Below are 15,662 nucleotides of genomic sequence, written 5' to 3'. Positions count from 1 at the left end.
CCGGCCGAAGCCATTGCGCGCGCCCCGGGTCGTCCCCGGGCGCCCGAGACAGAACCGCCCATGCTCACAGCCCCTGCCCCGGCTTCACGTCCTTCATTTCCATCGTCTTGGCCGGATCGCGCCACATCTGCTGCAGCACGTCCTGACGCTTCACGCCCGGACGATGGCGCATGGTCAGCACGATCGCCCCGATCATCGCCACCAACAGGACCAACCCGGCCAGCTGGAACAGCAGGAAATAGCGGTCGTAGATCAGCAGGCCCAGGGCCTCGGTGTTGTGGATGTCGTCCGGCGTCACCGCGGCGCGCTGCCCTTCGGCAAGGTCGGAGGTGGTCCAGACCCCGAAGACCAGCCCCAGCTGCATCAGGATCACCACCCCGATCAGCAGGGCCAGCGGCATGTAGCGCGCCATCTCGGCCTTCAGCTCGGCGAAATCGACGTCGAGCATCATCACCACGAAGAGGAACAGCACCGCCACCGCGCCGACATAGACGATGACCAGGAGCATCGCCACGAACTCGGCCCCCAGGAGCACGAAGAGCCCGGCAGAGGAGAGGAAGGCGAGGATCAGCCAGAGCACCGAATGCACCGGGTTGCGGGCCATGACCGTGCCGAGCCCGGCAATGATGACCGTGATCGCGAAGAGGTAGAAGGAAAAGGTAATCATTCGTCTTTCTCCTCGGAAGTCTCGGCAAAGACCTCTTCGACCATCTGCATCGCCCGGCCCATCGCCGGCAGCCCGCCCAGCATCGACATCTGCCAGATCACTTCGGCAATCTCTTTCTTGTCCGCCCCGGCCTCGGCGGCATGGCGGACCGTGGCCTTGAAGGCCGGCTCGGCCTGCGCGCCCAGCACCGTCATTCCCGCCAGCACCACCAGCAGCCGCGTCTTGGCATCGAGACCGCCGGGATTGAAGGCGTTGCCCCAGATCATTTCCATGACCTCTTTCGGCATCGTCGGCCACAGCTTGTCGAAGCCCTGCGGCTGGAAATTCTCCAGCGCCGGGTTGAACGCCTTGGCCATCCTCTGACCCTGCGCCATCATCTCGGCCCAGATGTTCGACACTTCGGTCATCGGTATGCCGCGTCCAGTTCCAGGTTCCGGGCGATCTCGGCCTCCCAGCGTTCGCCGTTGGCGAGCAGCTTGGCCTTGTCGTAGAACAGTTCTTCGCGCGTTTCGGTGGCGAATTCGAAATTCGGCCCCTCGACGATGGCATCCACCGGGCAGGCTTCCTGGCAGAAGCCGCAGTAGATGCATTTGGTCATGTCGATGTCGTAGCGGGTGGTCCGGCGCGAGCCGTCCTCGCGCGGTTCGGCGTCGATGGTGATCGCCTGTGCAGGGCAGACCGCCTCGCAGAGCTTGCAGGCGATGCAGCGTTCCTCGCCGTTCGGATAGCGGCGCAGCGCGTGTTCACCGCGGAAACGCGGGCTGAGCGGCCCCTTCTCATGCGGGTAGTTCACCGTCGATTTCGGCTTGAAGAAGTACTTCATGCCCAGGCCGAAACCTTTGAAGAAATCGAACAGCAGGAAGTACTTGGCAGCGCGGGTATAGTCGATATTGGCCATTCTCAGCCTCCAATCGTCCAGCGGGCATAGGCGCCGCCGAACGCTCCGTATTGCGCGAGGAAGGCCACGATCACCACCCAGGCGATGCTCAGCGGCAGGAGGACCTTCCAGCCGATCCGCATCAGCTGGTCGTAGCGGTAGCGGGGCACCACGGCCTTGACCATCGAGAACATGAAGAACACGGCGCAGGCCTTTGCGACGAACCACAGGAACCCGTCCGGCAGGCCGGGGATCGGGCTCAGCCAGCCGCCGAAGAACAGCAGCGTGACCAGGGCGCACATCAGCACGATGGCGACATATTCACCGATCATGAACAGCAGGAACGGGGTCGAGGAATATTCGACCTGGTAGCCCGCCACCAGTTCCGATTCCGCCTCGGGCAGATCGAAGGGCGGGCGGTTGGTCTCGGCCAGTGCCGAGATGAAGAACAGCACCAGCATCGGCAGATGCGGCAGCCAGTACCAGCTGAACAGCCCGTAGCTGCCGTCCTGCGCCTTGACGATGTCGGTCAGGTTCAGCGATCCGGTGGTCAGGATGACCCCGATGATGATCAGGCCGATCGACACCTCGTAGGAAATCATCTGCGCCGCCGAGCGCAGCGCGCCCAGGAACGGATATTTCGAGTTCGAGGCCCAGCCGCCCATGATGACGCCGTAGACCTCGAGCGAGGAGACCGCGAAGATGTAGAGGATGGCGACGTTGATGTCGGCCAGCACCCAGCCGTCGTTGAACGGGATCACCGCCCAGGCCACCATCGCCAGGACGAAGGACATCATCGGCGCCAGGAAGAACACGAAACGGTCGGCGCCGGCCGGAATCACCACCTCCTTGGTGATGTATTTCAGGAAGTCGGCAAAGCTTTGCAGAAGCCCGAATACCCCGACGACGTTCGGCCCGCGCCGCATCTGTACCGCCGCCCAGATCTTCCGGTCCGCGTATAGCAGGAAGGCCAGAGCGACCAGCAGCGGCACCACAATCAGCAGGGACTCGCCCAAAAGTGTCAGTGCGATGCCGAGGCCGGTCGTGGTGAAAAATTCGTACATTTGCCTAAGCCCTCAGACCGTCGGTATTCCCTGCTCGCGGCAGTCCTGCACCACGACTTCGGCGTCGAGCGTGCGCAGACCGTCCGGCAGGGCGGACGATATGGTGTAAACAGCATCCCCGCGCCAAACGCCACCCTCTTCCGTGACGTTTGTGCGCACATGACGCGCGAATCCATAGCCCCGGATCAGCGCATATTGCGCCGCCGCGCATTTGGCATAGTCGCCGACCTGGGACTGATCGCTGACATCCCGCAACTGGACCAGAAAATTGACCAGGTCACCGTCCAGAAGACGGGTCTCGATTCCCAGATAGGTCGGCCGGGCGCCCGGGTCGGACACCTGCGGCCCGGCCCCGGCACAGGCCGCCAGCCCGGTCAGAACGCTCAGCATCGGCCAGGCGCCCCGCATCACTCGGCCGCAAGCGCCCCGGAGGTGCGCGCCGCCGCAAGCCGGCTCAACTCGCCCATCAGGGCCGAGGCCCGGGCAATCGGATTGGTCAGATAGAAATCGCCGACCGCAGGGACAAAGTCGCCGGCGCCCGGCTTGGACAGCGGCACCCGGGTCCAGCCGTTGTCCTGCACCTGATCGACATCGCCCAGAAGCGGCACCGCATCGATCATCGCATTGCGCAACGCGGCCAGCGTGTCATAGGGCAGCGCCGCGCCCAGTTCGGCCGACAGGGCCCGCAGGATCGCCCAGTTCTCCTTGGCCTCGCCCGGCGGGAAGCCGGCACGCAGCGCCAGTTGCGGGCGGCCCTCGGTGTTGACGAACAGGCCGTTCTCCTCGGTCCAGGCGGCGCCCGGCAGGATCACGTCGGCCCGGTGCGCGCCACGATCACCGTGGCTGCCCTGATAGATGACGAAGGGCCCGGCCGGCAGGTCGATCTCGTCCGCGCCGAGATTGTAGATCACGTCGGCACCGTCGAGACAGGCATGGATGCCGCCCTCGGTCACTGCGCCGACATCCATCGCACCGACCCGGCCCGCCGCCGAATGCAGGATCATGAATTTCGACTCGGTCGCCTCGGCGAATTTCATCGCCTGCGCCAGAACCGCATCGCCATCCGGCCCGGTCAGGGCGCCGATTCCCAGGATCACCAGCGAATTCTGGGTCAGGGCGTCGGCATGGTCGCCCTCGTTCAGCTTCACCAGCCCTTCGCGGCCGGTGCCGAGATGGAAGTATTCATAGGTCAGATCCACGGCCGGCCCGACGACGCCGACCTTGGCGCCATTGGTCCAGGCGCGGCGGATCCGCGCGTTCAGCACCGGCGCCTCGTCGCGCGGGTTGGTGCCGATCAGCATGATCGCGGTGGCGCTGTCGATATCCTCGATCCGCGCGGTGCCGACATAGCCCGAGCGATTGCCTTCCGGCAGCTTTGCGTCATCGGCCCGGCATTCGACACTGCCGCCCTGCCCCTCGATCAGTTGCTTCAGCGCGAAGGCCGCTTCGGTCGGCGCCAGATCGCCGACCAGGCCGGCAACCTTCTTGCCCTTCATCGCCGCCGCCGCAGCGCCAAGCGCCTCGGCCCAGGTCGCGGGGCGCAGCTTGCCGTTCTCGCGCACATAGGGCTTGTCCAGCCGCTGCCGGCGCAGCCCGTCCCAGACGAAGCGGGTCTTGTCGGAAATCCACTCCTCGTTCACCCCGTCATGGTTGCGCGGCAGGATGCGCATCACTTCGCGGCCCTTGGTGTCGACCCGGATGTTGCTGCAAAGCGCATCCATCACGTCGATGGTCTCGGTCTTGGTCAGCTCCCAGGGCCGGGCGGTGAAGGCATAGGGTTTCGAGGTCAGCGCCCCGACCGGGCAGAGGTCGATGATGTTGCCTTGAAGATTCGAATCGAGCGTCGAGTTCAGGTAGCTGGTGATCTCGGCATCCTCGCCGCGCCCGGTCTGGCCCATCTGGGTGATCCCGGCCACTTCCGAAGTGAAGCGCACGCAGCGGGTGCAGGAGATGCAGCGGGTCATGTGGGTCTCGACCAGCGGCCCGAGGTTCAGATCCTCGCTGGCCCGCTTCGGCTCGCGATAGCGCGAGAAATCGACCCCGTAGGCCACCGCCTGATCCTGAAGATCGCATTCGCCGCCCTGGTCGCAGATCGGGCAGTCCAGCGGGTGGTTGATGAGCAGGAACTCCATCACCCCTTCGCGGGCCTTCTTGACCATCGGGGAGTTGGTCTTGACCACCGGCGGCGCGCCTTCCGGGCCGGGCCGCAGATCCTTGACCTGCATGGCACAGGAGGCGGTCGGCTTGGGCGGGCCGCCGACGACCTCGACAAGGCACATCCGGCAGTTGCCGGCGATCGAGAGACGTTCGTGATAGCAGAAGCGCGGAATTTCAATTCCGGCCATTTCGCAGGCCTGGATCAGCGTCATCGCCGGATCGACCTCAACCTCACGGTCATCGATGATGATTTTCCGCAGATCGGTCATGCAAAGCCCCCGGAGCTGTCGGGTGGCTACTTCTGGTAAAGCAACGACCCGGTGAGTGTCTTGGCCGCGATTTCGGCGCGCCCGAGCCTGCAATAACTCTCTGCGTCGCCCTGCACCACCCCCTTCGAAGCGAGATAGGCATCAACGAGGGCATCACGCTTGTCCCGCGCGGCCCCGTCCTTGGTCAGCGCCTTGAAATCGGCATCGGTGTAGCCGAGCGAGCGCGCATAGGCGGCCAGCTTCTTCAACCGGCTGAAGGCGACGAGCTTGCGCGCCGAAATCGTGGGGCAATGTTTCTGGATCTGATAGGCGACTTCGCCGTCGACCAGTTCGCCCATGACGCGCTTGTTGTCCATCAGCGGCGGCAGGGCCCAGGCAGCGGCGGTGGCGCCGACGGCCAACACCAGTGCGGCGGCGACCAGACGCGTGGCCCGGGGGACAAAGGCGCGGGACGGATTGCTGTTCATCAGGTCGGTCTCCTGCGGCCCGGTCGGGGCCTGATGCTGGGTTTGCGGGCTGCGGACCCGTCCGAAACAGTGGTTTGCTGCGTCTTTAACTGGGGAAGCCGGGGCTGTTATGCAATAACAGGGGCATGACATTGCCTGTCATCGGGGGTCGAGCGGCAAGCACAGGCGCGATGTCGCCGCTGCCGCCCGATCCGGGATCACGGCAATGCCCTTCCCGGTGTCACGCAGTCGAATCGGAACGCCCAGACCGCGCCGTCACGCTCTTCGGTCACATCCAGCACATGGCCCTTGTCGCAGACCAGCGCCGCCGCCCGTAACTCGTCCTCTTCGGCCTCGGTCAGCGGCCGGTCGCCCTCGATTCGCGCGATGACCGTCACCGGCAGCCGAATCTGCGTCGCGTTCTTGTGGGTGCCGTCCGAGAGATAGAGCCGAATCTCCTCCTCCTGCGCCACGCCGATGCTGCGTGTCAGGCTGACGACCGGCCCGGAGGCGAAAGCCACGCCGGAAAATGCCGCCAGCAGGGCCGGCGGCAGCAGATGGTGCCAGGAATATGCGCTGAATGTCATGCCACGAGACTGGCAGCCGCCGCCGGGCGTTACAAGACGCCGCGGGCGCGCGCGCAGTGACAAGGGCCGTCACACGGCGGGGCGGGACTATTCGGCCGCGATCGCGCCCATCTGGCCCTTGCGCTTGGCCTTGATCCGGTCCTCGATCTCGTCGCGGTAATGCCGGATCAGGCCCTGGATCGGCCAGGCCGCCGCATCGCCAAGGGCGCAGATCGTATGGCCCTCGACCTGCTTGGACACGTCGAAGAGCATGTCGATCTCTTCGACCTCGGCCTCGCCCTTCACCAGACGCTCCATGACCCGCATCATCCAGCCGGTGCCTTCGCGGCAGGGCGTGCACTGGCCGCAGCTCTCATGCTTGTAGAAGGCGCTCAACCGCCAGATCGCCTTGATGATGTCCACCGAGTTGTCCATCACGATCACCGCCGCGGTGCCGAGGCCCGATTTCAGGTCCTTCAGCGAATCGAAATCCATGATCGCGTGGCGCATCTGGTCGCCCGGCACCACCGGCACCGAGGAGCCGCCGGGAATCACCGCCTTGAGGTTGTCCCAACCGCCGCGAATCCCGCCGCAGTGCTTTTCGATCAGTTCCTCGAAGGTGATCCCCATCGCATCCTCGACGACGCAGGGGTTATTCACATGGCCCGAAATCGCGTAGACCTTCGTGCCGACGTTGTTGGCCCGGCCGATGCCCGAGAACCAGGCCGCGCCGCGCCGCAGGATGGTCGGTGCAACGGCGATCGATTCGACGTTGTTCACCGTGGTCGGGCAGCCATAGAGCCCGGCGCCCGCCGGGAACGGCGGCTTCATCCGCGGCATCCCCTTCTTGCCTTCCAGGCTTTCCAGCAGCGCGGTTTCCTCGCCGCAGATATAGGCCCCGGCGCCGTGGTGCAGATAGAGGTCGAAATCCCAGCCCGAGCCGCAGGCGTTCTTGCCGATCAGCCCGGCGTCATAGGCCTCGTCGATGGCGCGTTGCAGCGCCTCTCTCTCGCGGATGTACTCGCCGCGGATGTAGATGTAGCTGGCATGGGCACCCATCGCGAAACTGGCGATCAGGCAGCCTTCGATCAGCGTATGCGGATCATGGCGCATGATCTCGCGGTCCTTGCAGGTGCCCGGTTCCGATTCGTCGGCATTGACCACCAGATAGGCCGGGCGGCCATCGCTTTCCTTCGGCATGAAGGACCATTTCAGACCGGTCGGGAAACCCGCCCCGCCACGTCCGCGCAGGCCCGAGGCCTTCATCTCGTTCACGATCCAGTCGCGGCCCTTGGCAAGGATCTCCTTGGTGCCGTCCCACTGCCCGCGCGCCATGGCGCCCTTCAGCGAGCGGTCATGCATGCCATAGAGATTGGTGAAAATCCGGTCCTGGTCTGTCAGCATCTTCTGCCCTTCAAGTCTCGCGGCGTCGCCGCCAGATACGGTAAGTCACGATCAGTGCCCAGAGAAAACCGGCCAGCGCGGCCAGATCAATGAGGATCGCATAGCGCCCGTCCATCCCCAGCCGCGGGGCCAGCGCCTGCGCGCCCAGCCACAACAGCATGGTGCCGGCGATGACCAGCGCCACCAGCCGGCTCTGGCGGGCCAGTGCGCGTTCTTCCTCGTCGCTCAACGGCATCGGCCGGACCTCTGGCGCAGCGGTTTCAATAGACGTCGCCCTTCTTCACCTTGGCGGCAAAGGCGGTGGTGCCGCCCTCGGCCAGGGTCTTGGCCTGTTCGATCCAGCCATCGCGTTCGATCCGGCCCGAGAATTTCAGCTTCGGCTCGATCTCGGCGATGTCGGCAGCGCTCCAGCCGGCGATCTGCGCGAAGGTCGTGATGCCCAGCCCGTGCAGGGTGCTTTCCAGCTTCGGCCCGACGCCCTTGATCTGCTTCAGGTCGTCCGGCCCGGCGCTGGCGCTGGACGCCGGAGTCGTGCCGGCCCCCGCCTTGGCGGCTTGCGTGGGTTTGCCGGCGGCCGGCTTTTCCGTGGTGGTCGTGCTCTTGGCGGCGCCCGTCGCCGACTTGGCCTTGGCCTCGCGCCGCGGGGCCGGGCGCGGATCGCTGCCGGCGGCGGCCGCGCCACGGGTGCCGCGCCGCGCACCTTCGCCCTTGCCGCGGGCTGCCGGACGTCCGCCACGGCCCTTGCCCGATGCGGTCTGAGCCCCAGCGGCGGCCAGCTGCGACGGCGTCGCGGCGGTCTTGCCGCCCGGCGCCTCATCCGCCTCCTCGCGCAATTTCGCCGGGGTCACCGCCGCTTTGCCCGAATCCGCAGCCTTGGGTTTCAGGCCCGGCCCTTCGCTGCTGCCCGAACTGATCGAGGCAGAGCCACCGGCTGCCGCGGCCTTGGTTTCCGGCGTGGCGCCGCTCCTGACAACCCCGCTGACCGCCTTGACCGGCGCCACCGCCCCGGCATCGGGCCCGGCAACCGCATCGGGTTCGTTGTTCCAGAGGATCCAGAGCACCAGCGCCACCAGCAGCAGCACCAGAATGGCCAGCAGCAAGGCCGAGAAGAAGCCGTAACCAGCGAACCATTTCAATACGATGAACGCGGCGACGGCAACTGCGGCCGCCACTGCCCAGAGCCGATTTGCCATGCTGTCCATCCTGTCCACTCCCTACCCGGCGCCCTGCCCTGCGGTCAGGCGCCAAACGGCGCCGGACCTAGTATTTGGCGCGCTTTGAAAACTCGGTCTCTCCACCTTCGGCCAGCACCTTGGCCTGCGCCTGCCAGTTGTCGCGGGTGACCCGGCCCTTGAAGCCTTCCAGATTGGCATCGACCCAGGCAATCTCGTCCGCCGTCCAGCCCGCAATCTGATCGTAATGGAAAAATCCCATCCGGTGTAGCATTGCTTCCAGTTTCGGGCCGACGCCCTTGATCTTCTTCAGATCGTCGGGCTTGCCGTCGCGCGCCGCTTCCAGCCGGGCCGGAGCGGTTCCGGGCGCGGTCTCGCCCGAATCGGCCGGCTCCGGTTCCGCCGCTTTCGGGGCGGCCGTCCCGGCCTTGGCCGGGGCCGGCTCGGCCGGTTTCGCGGTTTCGGCCTGCGGACTGGCCGCCGCCGGCTTGCCGCCCTTGCCTTGCCAGGGCGCGGTCAGCGGCACTTCGGTGCCGTCGATCCGCTTCACCGTGTCGCCGAGCGCCAGGGCCAGTTCCACGCTGGCATTCTGCGGCATCCGGTCCTTTTCATGGTCCTTCAGGCTGGTCAGCCCCGAGGCCGGTTCCGAGGCATAGCGCCCGTTCTGCGGCCCCGGCGTCGGCACCTTGCCCGCCGCCAGTTCATCCAGGATGCGCTCCAGTATCTCGGGCGTCAGATCCTCGTAGTAATCCTTGCCGATCTGCGCCATCGGCGCGTTGGCGCAGGCGCCCAGACACTCGACCTCTTCCCAGGAAAACTTGCCATCTTCCGAGACCGTATGCGGTTGCGGAGCGATCCGGGACTTGCAGGTCGCGACCAGATCCTCGGCGCCCGAGAGCATGCAGCTCAGCGTGCCGCAGATCTGGATATTGGCCACCGAGCCGACCGGGTGCAGTTGGAACATGAAATAGAAGGTCGCCACCTCCAGCGCCCGGATATAGGCCATGCCCAGCATGTCCGCGACATGCTCGATCGCCGGGCGCGACAGCCAACCCTCCTGCTCCTGCGCACGCCACAGCAACGGAATGATCGCCGAGGCCTGGCGGCCTTCGGGATATTTGGTGATCTGCGCCTCGGCCCAGGCCTGGTTGGCCGGGGTGAAGGCGAAACTCTCGGGTTGGTGGGAAGCTAGTCGGCGCAGCATCAGGCCTGTCCTTCGGCAACGAGGCGGCAGCCGGCATTCACCCGAAACTGCGCCCTCAGGAATTCACACTGGGTCGTGAAGACCGCTTTGATTTCATCGTCCATCTCGGCCCCGCCAATAGCCCCGGGCGCGTTCGAGGGCAACTCCGGGCAACGCCCGGCGTGGCCCTGCGTCAGACTGGCACGGGGCCCGTCCAACGCGCCGGAAAGCGGCGACCATGACCATCGGCGGCCAGTTTTCCGCCAGTCCGGCGCCCGGTGCAAGGGCAGGCAGCGGGAAATCGCGGCGTCGGCGCGCCCTGGCGCCCGGAAATCCGGGCCGCGGCCTGTCGTTCCGGCAGGGGACCGCCCCGGCATCACTTGCAGCCTTCGATCTTGAGCCGCAGGTTGGAATCGCCCTCGGGCACGGCCCGGCCGTCGGTCATCCAGAGGCTGACGATCACGCCCGCCTCGGTCTCGTCCATCTCGGCTTCCGAGAGAATGGTCCTCTGGTTCAGCTCGTTGACCACGCAGCCCGCCGCCGCGATCGCCTGCGCCAGCCGTGCCTGGCTTTCCGCCGAAGGGCCGCCTTCGGCCCGGGCGGGCAGCGCGGCCAGCAGCGCCAGCGTCAGGGCGCCGGGCAGCCGCAGCGCCCGAAACGGGGACCGGAGATCGGGACCTTCAGCGACAGTGGCGCCAGCCGACTCGGTCCGGGCAGGCCGATCTGCCGCGGGCATCAGCGATCAACTTCGCCGAACACGATGTCGAGCGAACCGAGGATCGCCGAGACATCGGCCAGCTGGTGTCCGGTCGCGATGTAATCCATCGCCTGCAGATGCGGGAATCCCGGCGCCTTCAGCTTGGCCCGGTAGGGTTTGTTGGTGCCGTCCGACACCAGATAGACGCCGAACTCGCCCTTCGGCGCCTCGACGCAGGCATAGACCTCGCCCGCCGGGACGTGGAAGCCTTCGGTGTAGAGTTTGAAATGGTGGATCAGCGCTTCCATCGAGCGCTTCATCTCGCCGCGCCTGGGCGGGGCGTATTTCCCCTTGGCCAGAACCTCGCCCGGAGTTTTCCGCAGCATCTCGACGCATTGCCGGATGATCTTCGTGCTTTCCCGCATTTCGGCCATGCGGCAGAGATAGCGGTCATAGCAGTCGCCGGCCTTGCCGACCGGGATCTGGAACTCGAGCTCGTCGTAGCATTCATAGGGCTGTGCCCGCCGCAGGTCCCAGGCCAGGCCCGAGCCGCGCACCATGACGCCGGTGAAGCCCCAGTCCTGGATGTCCTTCTCGCTCACCACGCCGATATCGACATTGCGCTGCTTGAATATCCGGTTCTCGGTCAGCAGCCCGTCGATGTCGTCCAGCACCTTCGGGAAGGCCTTGGCCCAGTCCTCGATGTCATCGACCAGCGCCGGCGGCAGATCCTGATGCACACCGCCGGGACGGAAATAGGCGGCATGAAGCCGGGCCCCGCAGGCGCGCTCGTAGAAGATCATCAGCTTTTCGCGCTCCTCGAAGCCCCAGAGCGGCGGCGTCAGCGCGCCGACGTCCATGGCCTGCGTGGTCACGTTCAGCAAGTGGTTGAGGATACGGCCGATCTCCGAATACAGGACCCGGATGATGCTGGCCCGTCTCGGAACCTCGATCCCGGTCAGCCTCTCGATCGCCAGGCACCAGGCATGTTCCTGGTTCATCGGGGCGACGTAATCGAGCCGGTCGAAATAGGGCAGGTTCTGCAGATAGGTGCGGCTTTCCATCAGCTTCTCGGTGCCCCGGTGGAGCAGGCCGATATGCGGATCGACACGTTCGACCAGCTCGCCGTCCAGCTCCAGCACCAGCCGCAAAACGCCATGCGCCGCAGGGTGTTGCGGGCCGAAGTTGATGTTGAAGTTGCGGATCTTCTGCTCGCCCGTGAGGGCGTCGTTGAAGTCGTTGCTGCCGTCCATCATGCCAGTGCACCTTTAGCGGCTAGAATTTCTCTTTCATCGCAGATGGCTAGAGCAAAGGAGCACTTTGTAGCCGCGTTCGCGTTGTTCAGGAACGGCAGCGCCGTGAGAGCCACCCCCACCACGGCGCAAAGGGTGCTCAGCAGTTCCATGCCAAACTCCATCACTTCGCCGCCTCGTTCTTCTCATCCCCCGGCAGGATGTATTGCGCGCCCTCCCAGGGCGACATGAAATCGAACATCCGGTAGTCCTGAACCAGCTTGACCGGCTCGTAGACCACGCGCTTCTCAAGGTCGTCGTAGCGCACCTCGACATAGCCGGTGGTCGGGAAATCCTTGCGCAGCGGATGGCCGCGAAAACCGTAATCGGTGAGGATCCGGCGCAGGTCGGGATGGCCCGAGAACAGGATGCCGAACATGTCGAAGACTTCCCGCTCGAACCAGTTGGCCGAAGGATGCACCGGGATCGCCGAGGGCACCATCTCGTCCTCGCGCACCGCGACCTTCACCCGGATGCGCTGGTTCTGATACATGCTGAGCAGGTGATAGACGACATCGAAACGCACGTCCCGCTCGGGCAGATCGACGGCGGTGATGTCGATCAGGGTCGAGAACCGGCAGGTCCGGTCGACCTTGAGGAACTCCAGGAACCCGACCAGCGCCGCGACGGTGACATTGACCGTCAACTCGCCATGCGCCACCGCCCAGGACAGCACGCATTCCGGGCGCTTCGATTCGATATGGGCGCCAAGGTCGTTCAGGGCTTCGTCGCTCATCTTTCAATCGTCCCGGTGCGGCGGATTTTGCGTTGCAGCTGCAGGATTCCGTAGAGCAGCGCCTCGGCGGTCGGCGGGCAGCCGGGGACATAGATATCCACCGGCACGATCCGGTCGCAGCCGCGCACCACCGAGTAGGAATAGTGGTAATAGCCGCCCCCGTTGGCACAGGACCCCATCGAGATCACATACCGCGGCTCGGGCATCTGGTCGTAGACCTTGCGCAGCGCCGGGGCCATCTTGTTGGTCAGGGTGCCGGCGACGATCATCAGGTCGGACTGCCGCGGCGAGGCGCGCGGCGCGGTGCCGAAGCGTTCCAGATCATAGCGCGGCATCGAGGTATGCATCATCTCGACCGCGCAGCATGCCAGGCCGAAGGTCATCCAGTGCAGGCTGCCGGTGCGGGCCCAGTTGATGATGTCCTCGGTCGAGGTCAGCAGGAACCCCTTGTCCTGCAGTTCCTTGTTCAGCAGGGCGGCGCCATGGTCCTTGTCGGCCCCGACATCGGTCGCGATCACTGCCATTCCAGCGCGCCTTTCTTCCACTCATATGCGAAGCCGACGGTCAGCACCGCCAGAAACACCATCATCGACCAGAATCCGACCAGCCCGACATCCTTGAAGGCCACGGCCCAGGGGAACAGGAAAGCGATCTCGAGATCGAAGATAATGAACAGGATCGAAACCAGGTAGAATCGGACGTCGAACTTCATCCTGGCATCGTCGAACGCGTTGAACCCGCATTCATAGGCCGAGACCTTTTCCGGGTCGGGGTTGCGCACCGCGACGACCACGGCGGCAAGGATCAGCACCAGACCCAGACCGATGGCCAACGCCAGAAAAATCAGGATCGGCAGGTAGTTTCGCAGAAGCTCATCCAAGGCAGGCTCCTTCTCCGCGCGGGCGCGGGCTTGGGGGTTGGCCGAGCATTACCCCCACGCCCCGGGAGGGTCAACCGAAGCCGGGCCGCGGATCCGGGGAATTGCGGGCTTGCGGGCGACCCGGTCGCGATCCGCCGGACCGGACCCCGCAGGCCCCCCGCCGGGCCAATGTCTCAAACCGCGAAACGGGCCAGCAGCGACTCGACCGGAAGGTCCGGCGCGGTGCCGTAAAGCCGCGAACGCGGTGCCAGGCGGCTGGCGGCATAGGCGGCGGCGATCTCGGGCGGGGCGACGGCAAAGAGCGTGGCGGCGGAGAGCAGGGTCGCCAACCGCTCGGCCTGCTGCCGGGCCGCCGATTCCGGCACTTCCGCCGGCAAGGCCGCCAGCGCCGCGTCATAGGCCGGGTGCGCGCCCCTGGCGGCGTTCAACTCTGCCCGGAGCGCCTCGGCAGCATGCTTGTCGCGCTCCAGTGTCCGGGCGATATCCAGCGCGATGACATTGCCCGAGCCTTCCCAGATGCCGTTCAGCGGCGCTTCGCGGTAGAGCATCGGCAGGGGGCTCTCCTCGATATAGCCAATGCCGCCAAGTGCCTCCATCGCCTCGACGATCAGCCCCGGCGCCAGCTTGTTCGACAGGAACTTGGCCAGGGCCACGCCGATCCGGGCAAAGCCGCGATCGGCCCGGCTTTGCCCGTCGAAGGCCCGGGCCACCCGCAGGCCCAGGGCCAGGGTGCCTTCCCAGTCCAGCGCCAGGTCGGCCAGCACCGCCGCCATCAGCGGCTGATCCGCCAGCCGCCGCTGGAACACGCTCCGGTGCCGCGCCCAGTGCATCGCCTCGACCAGCGCCGCCCGCATCAGCCCGGCCGGCGCCATCGCGGTGTCGAGCCTGGTGTGATGGACCATCTTCAGGATCGTCCGGACCCCCTGCCCCTCGTCGCCCAGCCGCTGCGCCAGCGCGCCGTGATACTCGATCTCGGCCGAGGCATTGGCCCGGTTGCCCAGCTTGTCCTTCAGCCGGATCAGGTGAATGGCGTTGCGTTCCCCTTCCAGCCAGCGCGGCACCAGAAAGCAGGTCAGCCCGCCCGGCGCCTGCGCCAGGGTCAGGAACCCGTCCGACATCGGCGCCGAACAGAACCACTTGTGGCCCTGCAAGCGATAGGCATCGCCCTCGGGCAGCGCCCTGGTGGCGTTCGAGCGGATGTCCGAACCGCCCTGTTTCTCGGTCATCGCCATGCCCAGCGTCGCGCCGCGCTTCCGCGCGACCGGCGCCACCGCCGGATCATGAACCCGCGAGACCAGTTTCGGCCGCCACAGCGCGGCAAGGTCCGGATCGACCTCCAGCGCCGGAACCGCCGCATAGGTCATGGTCATCGGGCAACAGGTTCCCGGCTCGACCTGCGAATGCAGATAGACCAGCGCGGCATGGCCGACATGGCCGCCGGGGGTCCCGTCCCAGGCCATCGCGGCGTAGCCCGCGCCGAGCCCTTCGGTCATCATCCGGTGATAGGCGGCATCGAAGCGGACCTCGTCCAGCCGCCGGCCGCCGCGATCGAAGCCGACCAGTTCCGGCAGGCGGCGGTTGGCCTCGCGCCCGATATCGCGCAGCTCGCGCCGGCCCAGCTGCCAGGCATGGGCGGCCACCGACTCGGCCGGGCCGCCCTGCGCCAGCACCGACTCACGCAGCGCCGGGTCGCCGGCCCAGAGGTCGAGATCGCCCGGTTCGGGCGGCTGATTGGTCACGTCATGGCCGGGCAGACGGTCCTGTGGCGGCAGAGTCATCCCGCGTCCTCCCCGCCGGCCATCCTAGCGGCGAAGCCGGTGCCGGGGAAGTCGGCAACATGTGATCGGCGGGCGGGCGAAAGGGGATTCCAATGCCGAATCGCCTGTGCAATGATTCGCCAAGGCGCCCGACAGAGGTGCAGACAGAGGCAGATTGGCAGTCATGACACGTCCCCGCACCCGACCCTCGTTCGGTTCGATCGTCTATCTGACGCTGGCCTTCACCGCCGGCGCCTATTTTGCCATTGCCGGGGTGCAGGGCGATTACGGCCTGTTCCGCCGCATCCAGATCGACGCCGAGGCCCAGGCGCTGGCCGCCGAGAAGGCAGCCCTGGAGGCGGAAGTCGCCGCGCTGCGCAATCTGACCAAGCGGATGTCCGACGACTATCTGGACCTCGACCTGCTGGACGAGCAGGCCCGCGACATCCTCGGATATGTCCGCCCCGACGAGGTCGTGATCCGCTAGGGTTGCGG

Annotated in this window: 20 protein-coding genes; 1 reads left to right on the top strand and 19 read right to left on the bottom strand. The window is 66.2% G+C overall.

The genetic code is table 11. The annotated features are described in order from the left end of the window. Window positions 1–64: 64 nt before the first annotated feature. The 19 genes from NUW50_RS03140 to NUW50_RS03050 form a co-directional block, all read right to left on the bottom strand. Window positions 65–667: an NADH-quinone oxidoreductase subunit J gene (locus NUW50_RS03140; RefSeq protein ID WP_258287605.1), complete on the bottom strand. Its 603-nt coding sequence runs from the start codon at window positions 665–667 to the stop codon at window positions 65–67. Then, window positions 664–1,074, bottom strand: coding sequence for a carboxymuconolactone decarboxylase family protein (locus NUW50_RS03135; RefSeq protein WP_258287604.1), 411 nt, complete (start codon window positions 1,072–1,074; stop codon window positions 664–666). The genes NUW50_RS03140 and NUW50_RS03135 overlap by 4 nt, the downstream gene beginning before the upstream one ends. Further along, complete coding sequence (gene nuoI, locus NUW50_RS03130) at window positions 1,071–1,565, bottom strand: NADH-quinone oxidoreductase subunit NuoI (protein ID WP_258287603.1); 495 nt, start codon at window positions 1,563–1,565, stop codon at window positions 1,071–1,073. The genes NUW50_RS03135 and nuoI overlap by 4 nt, the downstream gene beginning before the upstream one ends. A 2-nt stretch (window positions 1,566–1,567) precedes the next feature. Then, window positions 1,568–2,608: an NADH-quinone oxidoreductase subunit NuoH gene (nuoH, locus tag NUW50_RS03125; RefSeq protein ID WP_258287602.1), complete on the bottom strand. Its 1,041-nt coding sequence runs from the start codon at window positions 2,606–2,608 to the stop codon at window positions 1,568–1,570. Window positions 2,609–2,620: 12 nt separating this feature from the next. After that, complete coding sequence (locus NUW50_RS03120) at window positions 2,621–2,998, bottom strand: hypothetical protein (RefSeq protein WP_443135070.1); 378 nt, start codon at window positions 2,996–2,998, stop codon at window positions 2,621–2,623. 17 nt (window positions 2,999–3,015) lie between these two features. Continuing rightward, window positions 3,016–5,034 carry an NADH-quinone oxidoreductase subunit NuoG gene (nuoG, locus tag NUW50_RS03115; protein ID WP_258287600.1) on the bottom strand — a complete coding sequence of 673 codons (2,019 nt, stop codon included), beginning with the start codon at window positions 5,032–5,034 and terminating at the stop codon, window positions 3,016–3,018. Between the two features lie 26 nt (window positions 5,035–5,060). Beyond that, a complete protein-coding gene (locus NUW50_RS03110) occupies window positions 5,061–5,501 on the bottom strand; it encodes a DUF5333 domain-containing protein (RefSeq protein ID WP_258287599.1) in 441 nt (146 codons plus the stop codon). Window positions 5,502–5,698: 197 nt separating this feature from the next. Further along, complete coding sequence (locus tag NUW50_RS03105; protein ID WP_258287598.1) at window positions 5,699–6,067, bottom strand: hypothetical protein; 369 nt, start codon at window positions 6,065–6,067, stop codon at window positions 5,699–5,701. 87 nt (window positions 6,068–6,154) lie between these two features. Next, window positions 6,155–7,450 (bottom strand): NADH-quinone oxidoreductase subunit NuoF, encoded by a 1,296-nt coding sequence (gene nuoF, locus NUW50_RS03100; RefSeq protein ID WP_258287597.1) that lies wholly within the window; start codon window positions 7,448–7,450, stop codon window positions 6,155–6,157. A gap of 10 nt (window positions 7,451–7,460) precedes the next feature. Beyond that, window positions 7,461–7,685, bottom strand: a complete 225-nt coding sequence (locus tag NUW50_RS03095) for a DUF5337 domain-containing protein (RefSeq protein ID WP_258287596.1) — start codon at window positions 7,683–7,685, stop codon at window positions 7,461–7,463. Window positions 7,686–7,710: 25 nt separating this feature from the next. Continuing rightward, window positions 7,711–8,652 (bottom strand): hypothetical protein, encoded by a 942-nt coding sequence (locus NUW50_RS03090; protein ID WP_258287595.1) that lies wholly within the window; start codon window positions 8,650–8,652, stop codon window positions 7,711–7,713. Window positions 8,653–8,710: 58 nt separating this feature from the next. Beyond that, window positions 8,711–9,826, bottom strand: coding sequence for an NADH-quinone oxidoreductase subunit NuoE (gene nuoE, locus NUW50_RS03085; RefSeq protein ID WP_258287594.1), 1,116 nt, complete (start codon window positions 9,824–9,826; stop codon window positions 8,711–8,713). Window positions 9,827–10,181: 355 nt separating this feature from the next. Then, a complete protein-coding gene (locus NUW50_RS03080; RefSeq protein WP_258287593.1) occupies window positions 10,182–10,541 on the bottom strand; it encodes a hypothetical protein in 360 nt (119 codons plus the stop codon). After that, window positions 10,541–11,755 carry an NADH-quinone oxidoreductase subunit D gene (locus NUW50_RS03075; protein ID WP_258288290.1) on the bottom strand — a complete coding sequence of 405 codons (1,215 nt, stop codon included), beginning with the start codon at window positions 11,753–11,755 and terminating at the stop codon, window positions 10,541–10,543. The genes NUW50_RS03080 and NUW50_RS03075 overlap by 1 nt, the downstream gene beginning before the upstream one ends. Beyond that, window positions 11,755–11,907 carry a hypothetical protein gene (locus NUW50_RS03070; RefSeq protein ID WP_258287592.1) on the bottom strand — a complete coding sequence of 51 codons (153 nt, stop codon included), beginning with the start codon at window positions 11,905–11,907 and terminating at the stop codon, window positions 11,755–11,757. The genes NUW50_RS03075 and NUW50_RS03070 overlap by 1 nt, the downstream gene beginning before the upstream one ends. A gap of 11 nt (window positions 11,908–11,918) precedes the next feature. After that, entirely contained in the window at window positions 11,919–12,530 is a 612-nt protein-coding gene (locus NUW50_RS03065; protein WP_258287591.1) for an NADH-quinone oxidoreductase subunit C, read from the bottom strand. Then, window positions 12,527–13,054, bottom strand: a complete 528-nt coding sequence (locus tag NUW50_RS03060; RefSeq protein ID WP_258287590.1) for a NuoB/complex I 20 kDa subunit family protein — start codon at window positions 13,052–13,054, stop codon at window positions 12,527–12,529. The genes NUW50_RS03065 and NUW50_RS03060 overlap by 4 nt, the downstream gene beginning before the upstream one ends. After that, window positions 13,045–13,410 (bottom strand): NADH-quinone oxidoreductase subunit A, encoded by a 366-nt coding sequence (locus NUW50_RS03055; RefSeq protein ID WP_258287589.1) that lies wholly within the window; start codon window positions 13,408–13,410, stop codon window positions 13,045–13,047. Before NUW50_RS03055 ends, NUW50_RS03060 begins: the two co-directional genes overlap by 10 nt. 173 nt (window positions 13,411–13,583) lie before the next feature. Continuing rightward, the gene (locus NUW50_RS03050) at window positions 13,584–15,188 is read right to left on the bottom strand and encodes an acyl-CoA dehydrogenase family protein (RefSeq protein ID WP_258287588.1); all 1,605 of its coding nucleotides are present in this window, start codon (window positions 15,186–15,188) and stop codon (window positions 13,584–13,586) included. 163 nt (window positions 15,189–15,351) lie between these two features. On the opposite strand from NUW50_RS03050, the gene NUW50_RS03045 reads away from it, so the two are divergent. Then, window positions 15,352–15,654 carry a septum formation initiator family protein gene (locus NUW50_RS03045; RefSeq protein ID WP_258287587.1) on the top strand — a complete coding sequence of 101 codons (303 nt, stop codon included), beginning with the start codon at window positions 15,352–15,354 and terminating at the stop codon, window positions 15,652–15,654. Window positions 15,655–15,662: the final 8 nt, after the last annotated feature.

This window comes from Frigidibacter sp. ROC022, from assembly GCF_024723735.1.
Classification (GTDB): domain Bacteria; phylum Pseudomonadota; class Alphaproteobacteria; order Rhodobacterales; family Rhodobacteraceae; genus SLM-1.
This window is presented reverse-complemented; position numbering and strand designations above follow the sequence as displayed.

Coding starts and splice junctions, on each gene's coding strand:
- nuoF (WP_258287597.1), bottom strand. CDS start 7,450: ATGCTGACAGACCAGGACCGGATTTTCACCAATCTCTATGGCATGCAT.
- NUW50_RS03140 (WP_258287605.1), bottom strand. CDS start 667: ATGATTACCTTTTCCTTCTACCTCTTCGCGATCACGGTCATCATTGCC.
- NUW50_RS03065 (WP_258287591.1), bottom strand. CDS start 12,530: ATGAGCGACGAAGCCCTGAACGACCTTGGCGCCCATATCGAATCGAAG.
- NUW50_RS03045 (WP_258287587.1), top strand. CDS start 15,352: ATGACACGTCCCCGCACCCGACCCTCGTTCGGTTCGATCGTCTATCTG.
- NUW50_RS03105 (WP_258287598.1), bottom strand. CDS start 6,067: ATGACATTCAGCGCATATTCCTGGCACCATCTGCTGCCGCCGGCCCTG.
- nuoH (WP_258287602.1), bottom strand. CDS start 2,608: ATGTACGAATTTTTCACCACGACCGGCCTCGGCATCGCACTGACACTT.
- NUW50_RS03090 (WP_258287595.1), bottom strand. CDS start 8,652: ATGGACAGCATGGCAAATCGGCTCTGGGCAGTGGCGGCCGCAGTTGCC.
- nuoI (WP_258287603.1), bottom strand. CDS start 1,565: ATGGCCAATATCGACTATACCCGCGCTGCCAAGTACTTCCTGCTGTTC.
- NUW50_RS03075 (WP_258288290.1), bottom strand. CDS start 11,755: ATGGACGGCAGCAACGACTTCAACGACGCCCTCACGGGCGAGCAGAAG.
- nuoE (WP_258287594.1), bottom strand. CDS start 9,826: ATGCTGCGCCGACTAGCTTCCCACCAACCCGAGAGTTTCGCCTTCACC.
- NUW50_RS03095 (WP_258287596.1), bottom strand. CDS start 7,685: ATGCCGTTGAGCGACGAGGAAGAACGCGCACTGGCCCGCCAGAGCCGG.
- NUW50_RS03110 (WP_258287599.1), bottom strand. CDS start 5,501: ATGAACAGCAATCCGTCCCGCGCCTTTGTCCCCCGGGCCACGCGTCTG.
- NUW50_RS03070 (WP_258287592.1), bottom strand. CDS start 11,907: ATGGAACTGCTGAGCACCCTTTGCGCCGTGGTGGGGGTGGCTCTCACG.
- NUW50_RS03135 (WP_258287604.1), bottom strand. CDS start 1,074: ATGACCGAAGTGTCGAACATCTGGGCCGAGATGATGGCGCAGGGTCAG.
- NUW50_RS03120 (WP_443135070.1), bottom strand. CDS start 2,998: ATGCTGAGCGTTCTGACCGGGCTGGCGGCCTGTGCCGGGGCCGGGCCG.
- NUW50_RS03080 (WP_258287593.1), bottom strand. CDS start 10,541: ATGCCCGCGGCAGATCGGCCTGCCCGGACCGAGTCGGCTGGCGCCACT.
- nuoG (WP_258287600.1), bottom strand. CDS start 5,034: ATGACCGATCTGCGGAAAATCATCATCGATGACCGTGAGGTTGAGGTC.
- NUW50_RS03060 (WP_258287590.1), bottom strand. CDS start 13,054: ATGGCAGTGATCGCGACCGATGTCGGGGCCGACAAGGACCATGGCGCC.
- NUW50_RS03050 (WP_258287588.1), bottom strand. CDS start 15,188: ATGACTCTGCCGCCACAGGACCGTCTGCCCGGCCATGACGTGACCAAT.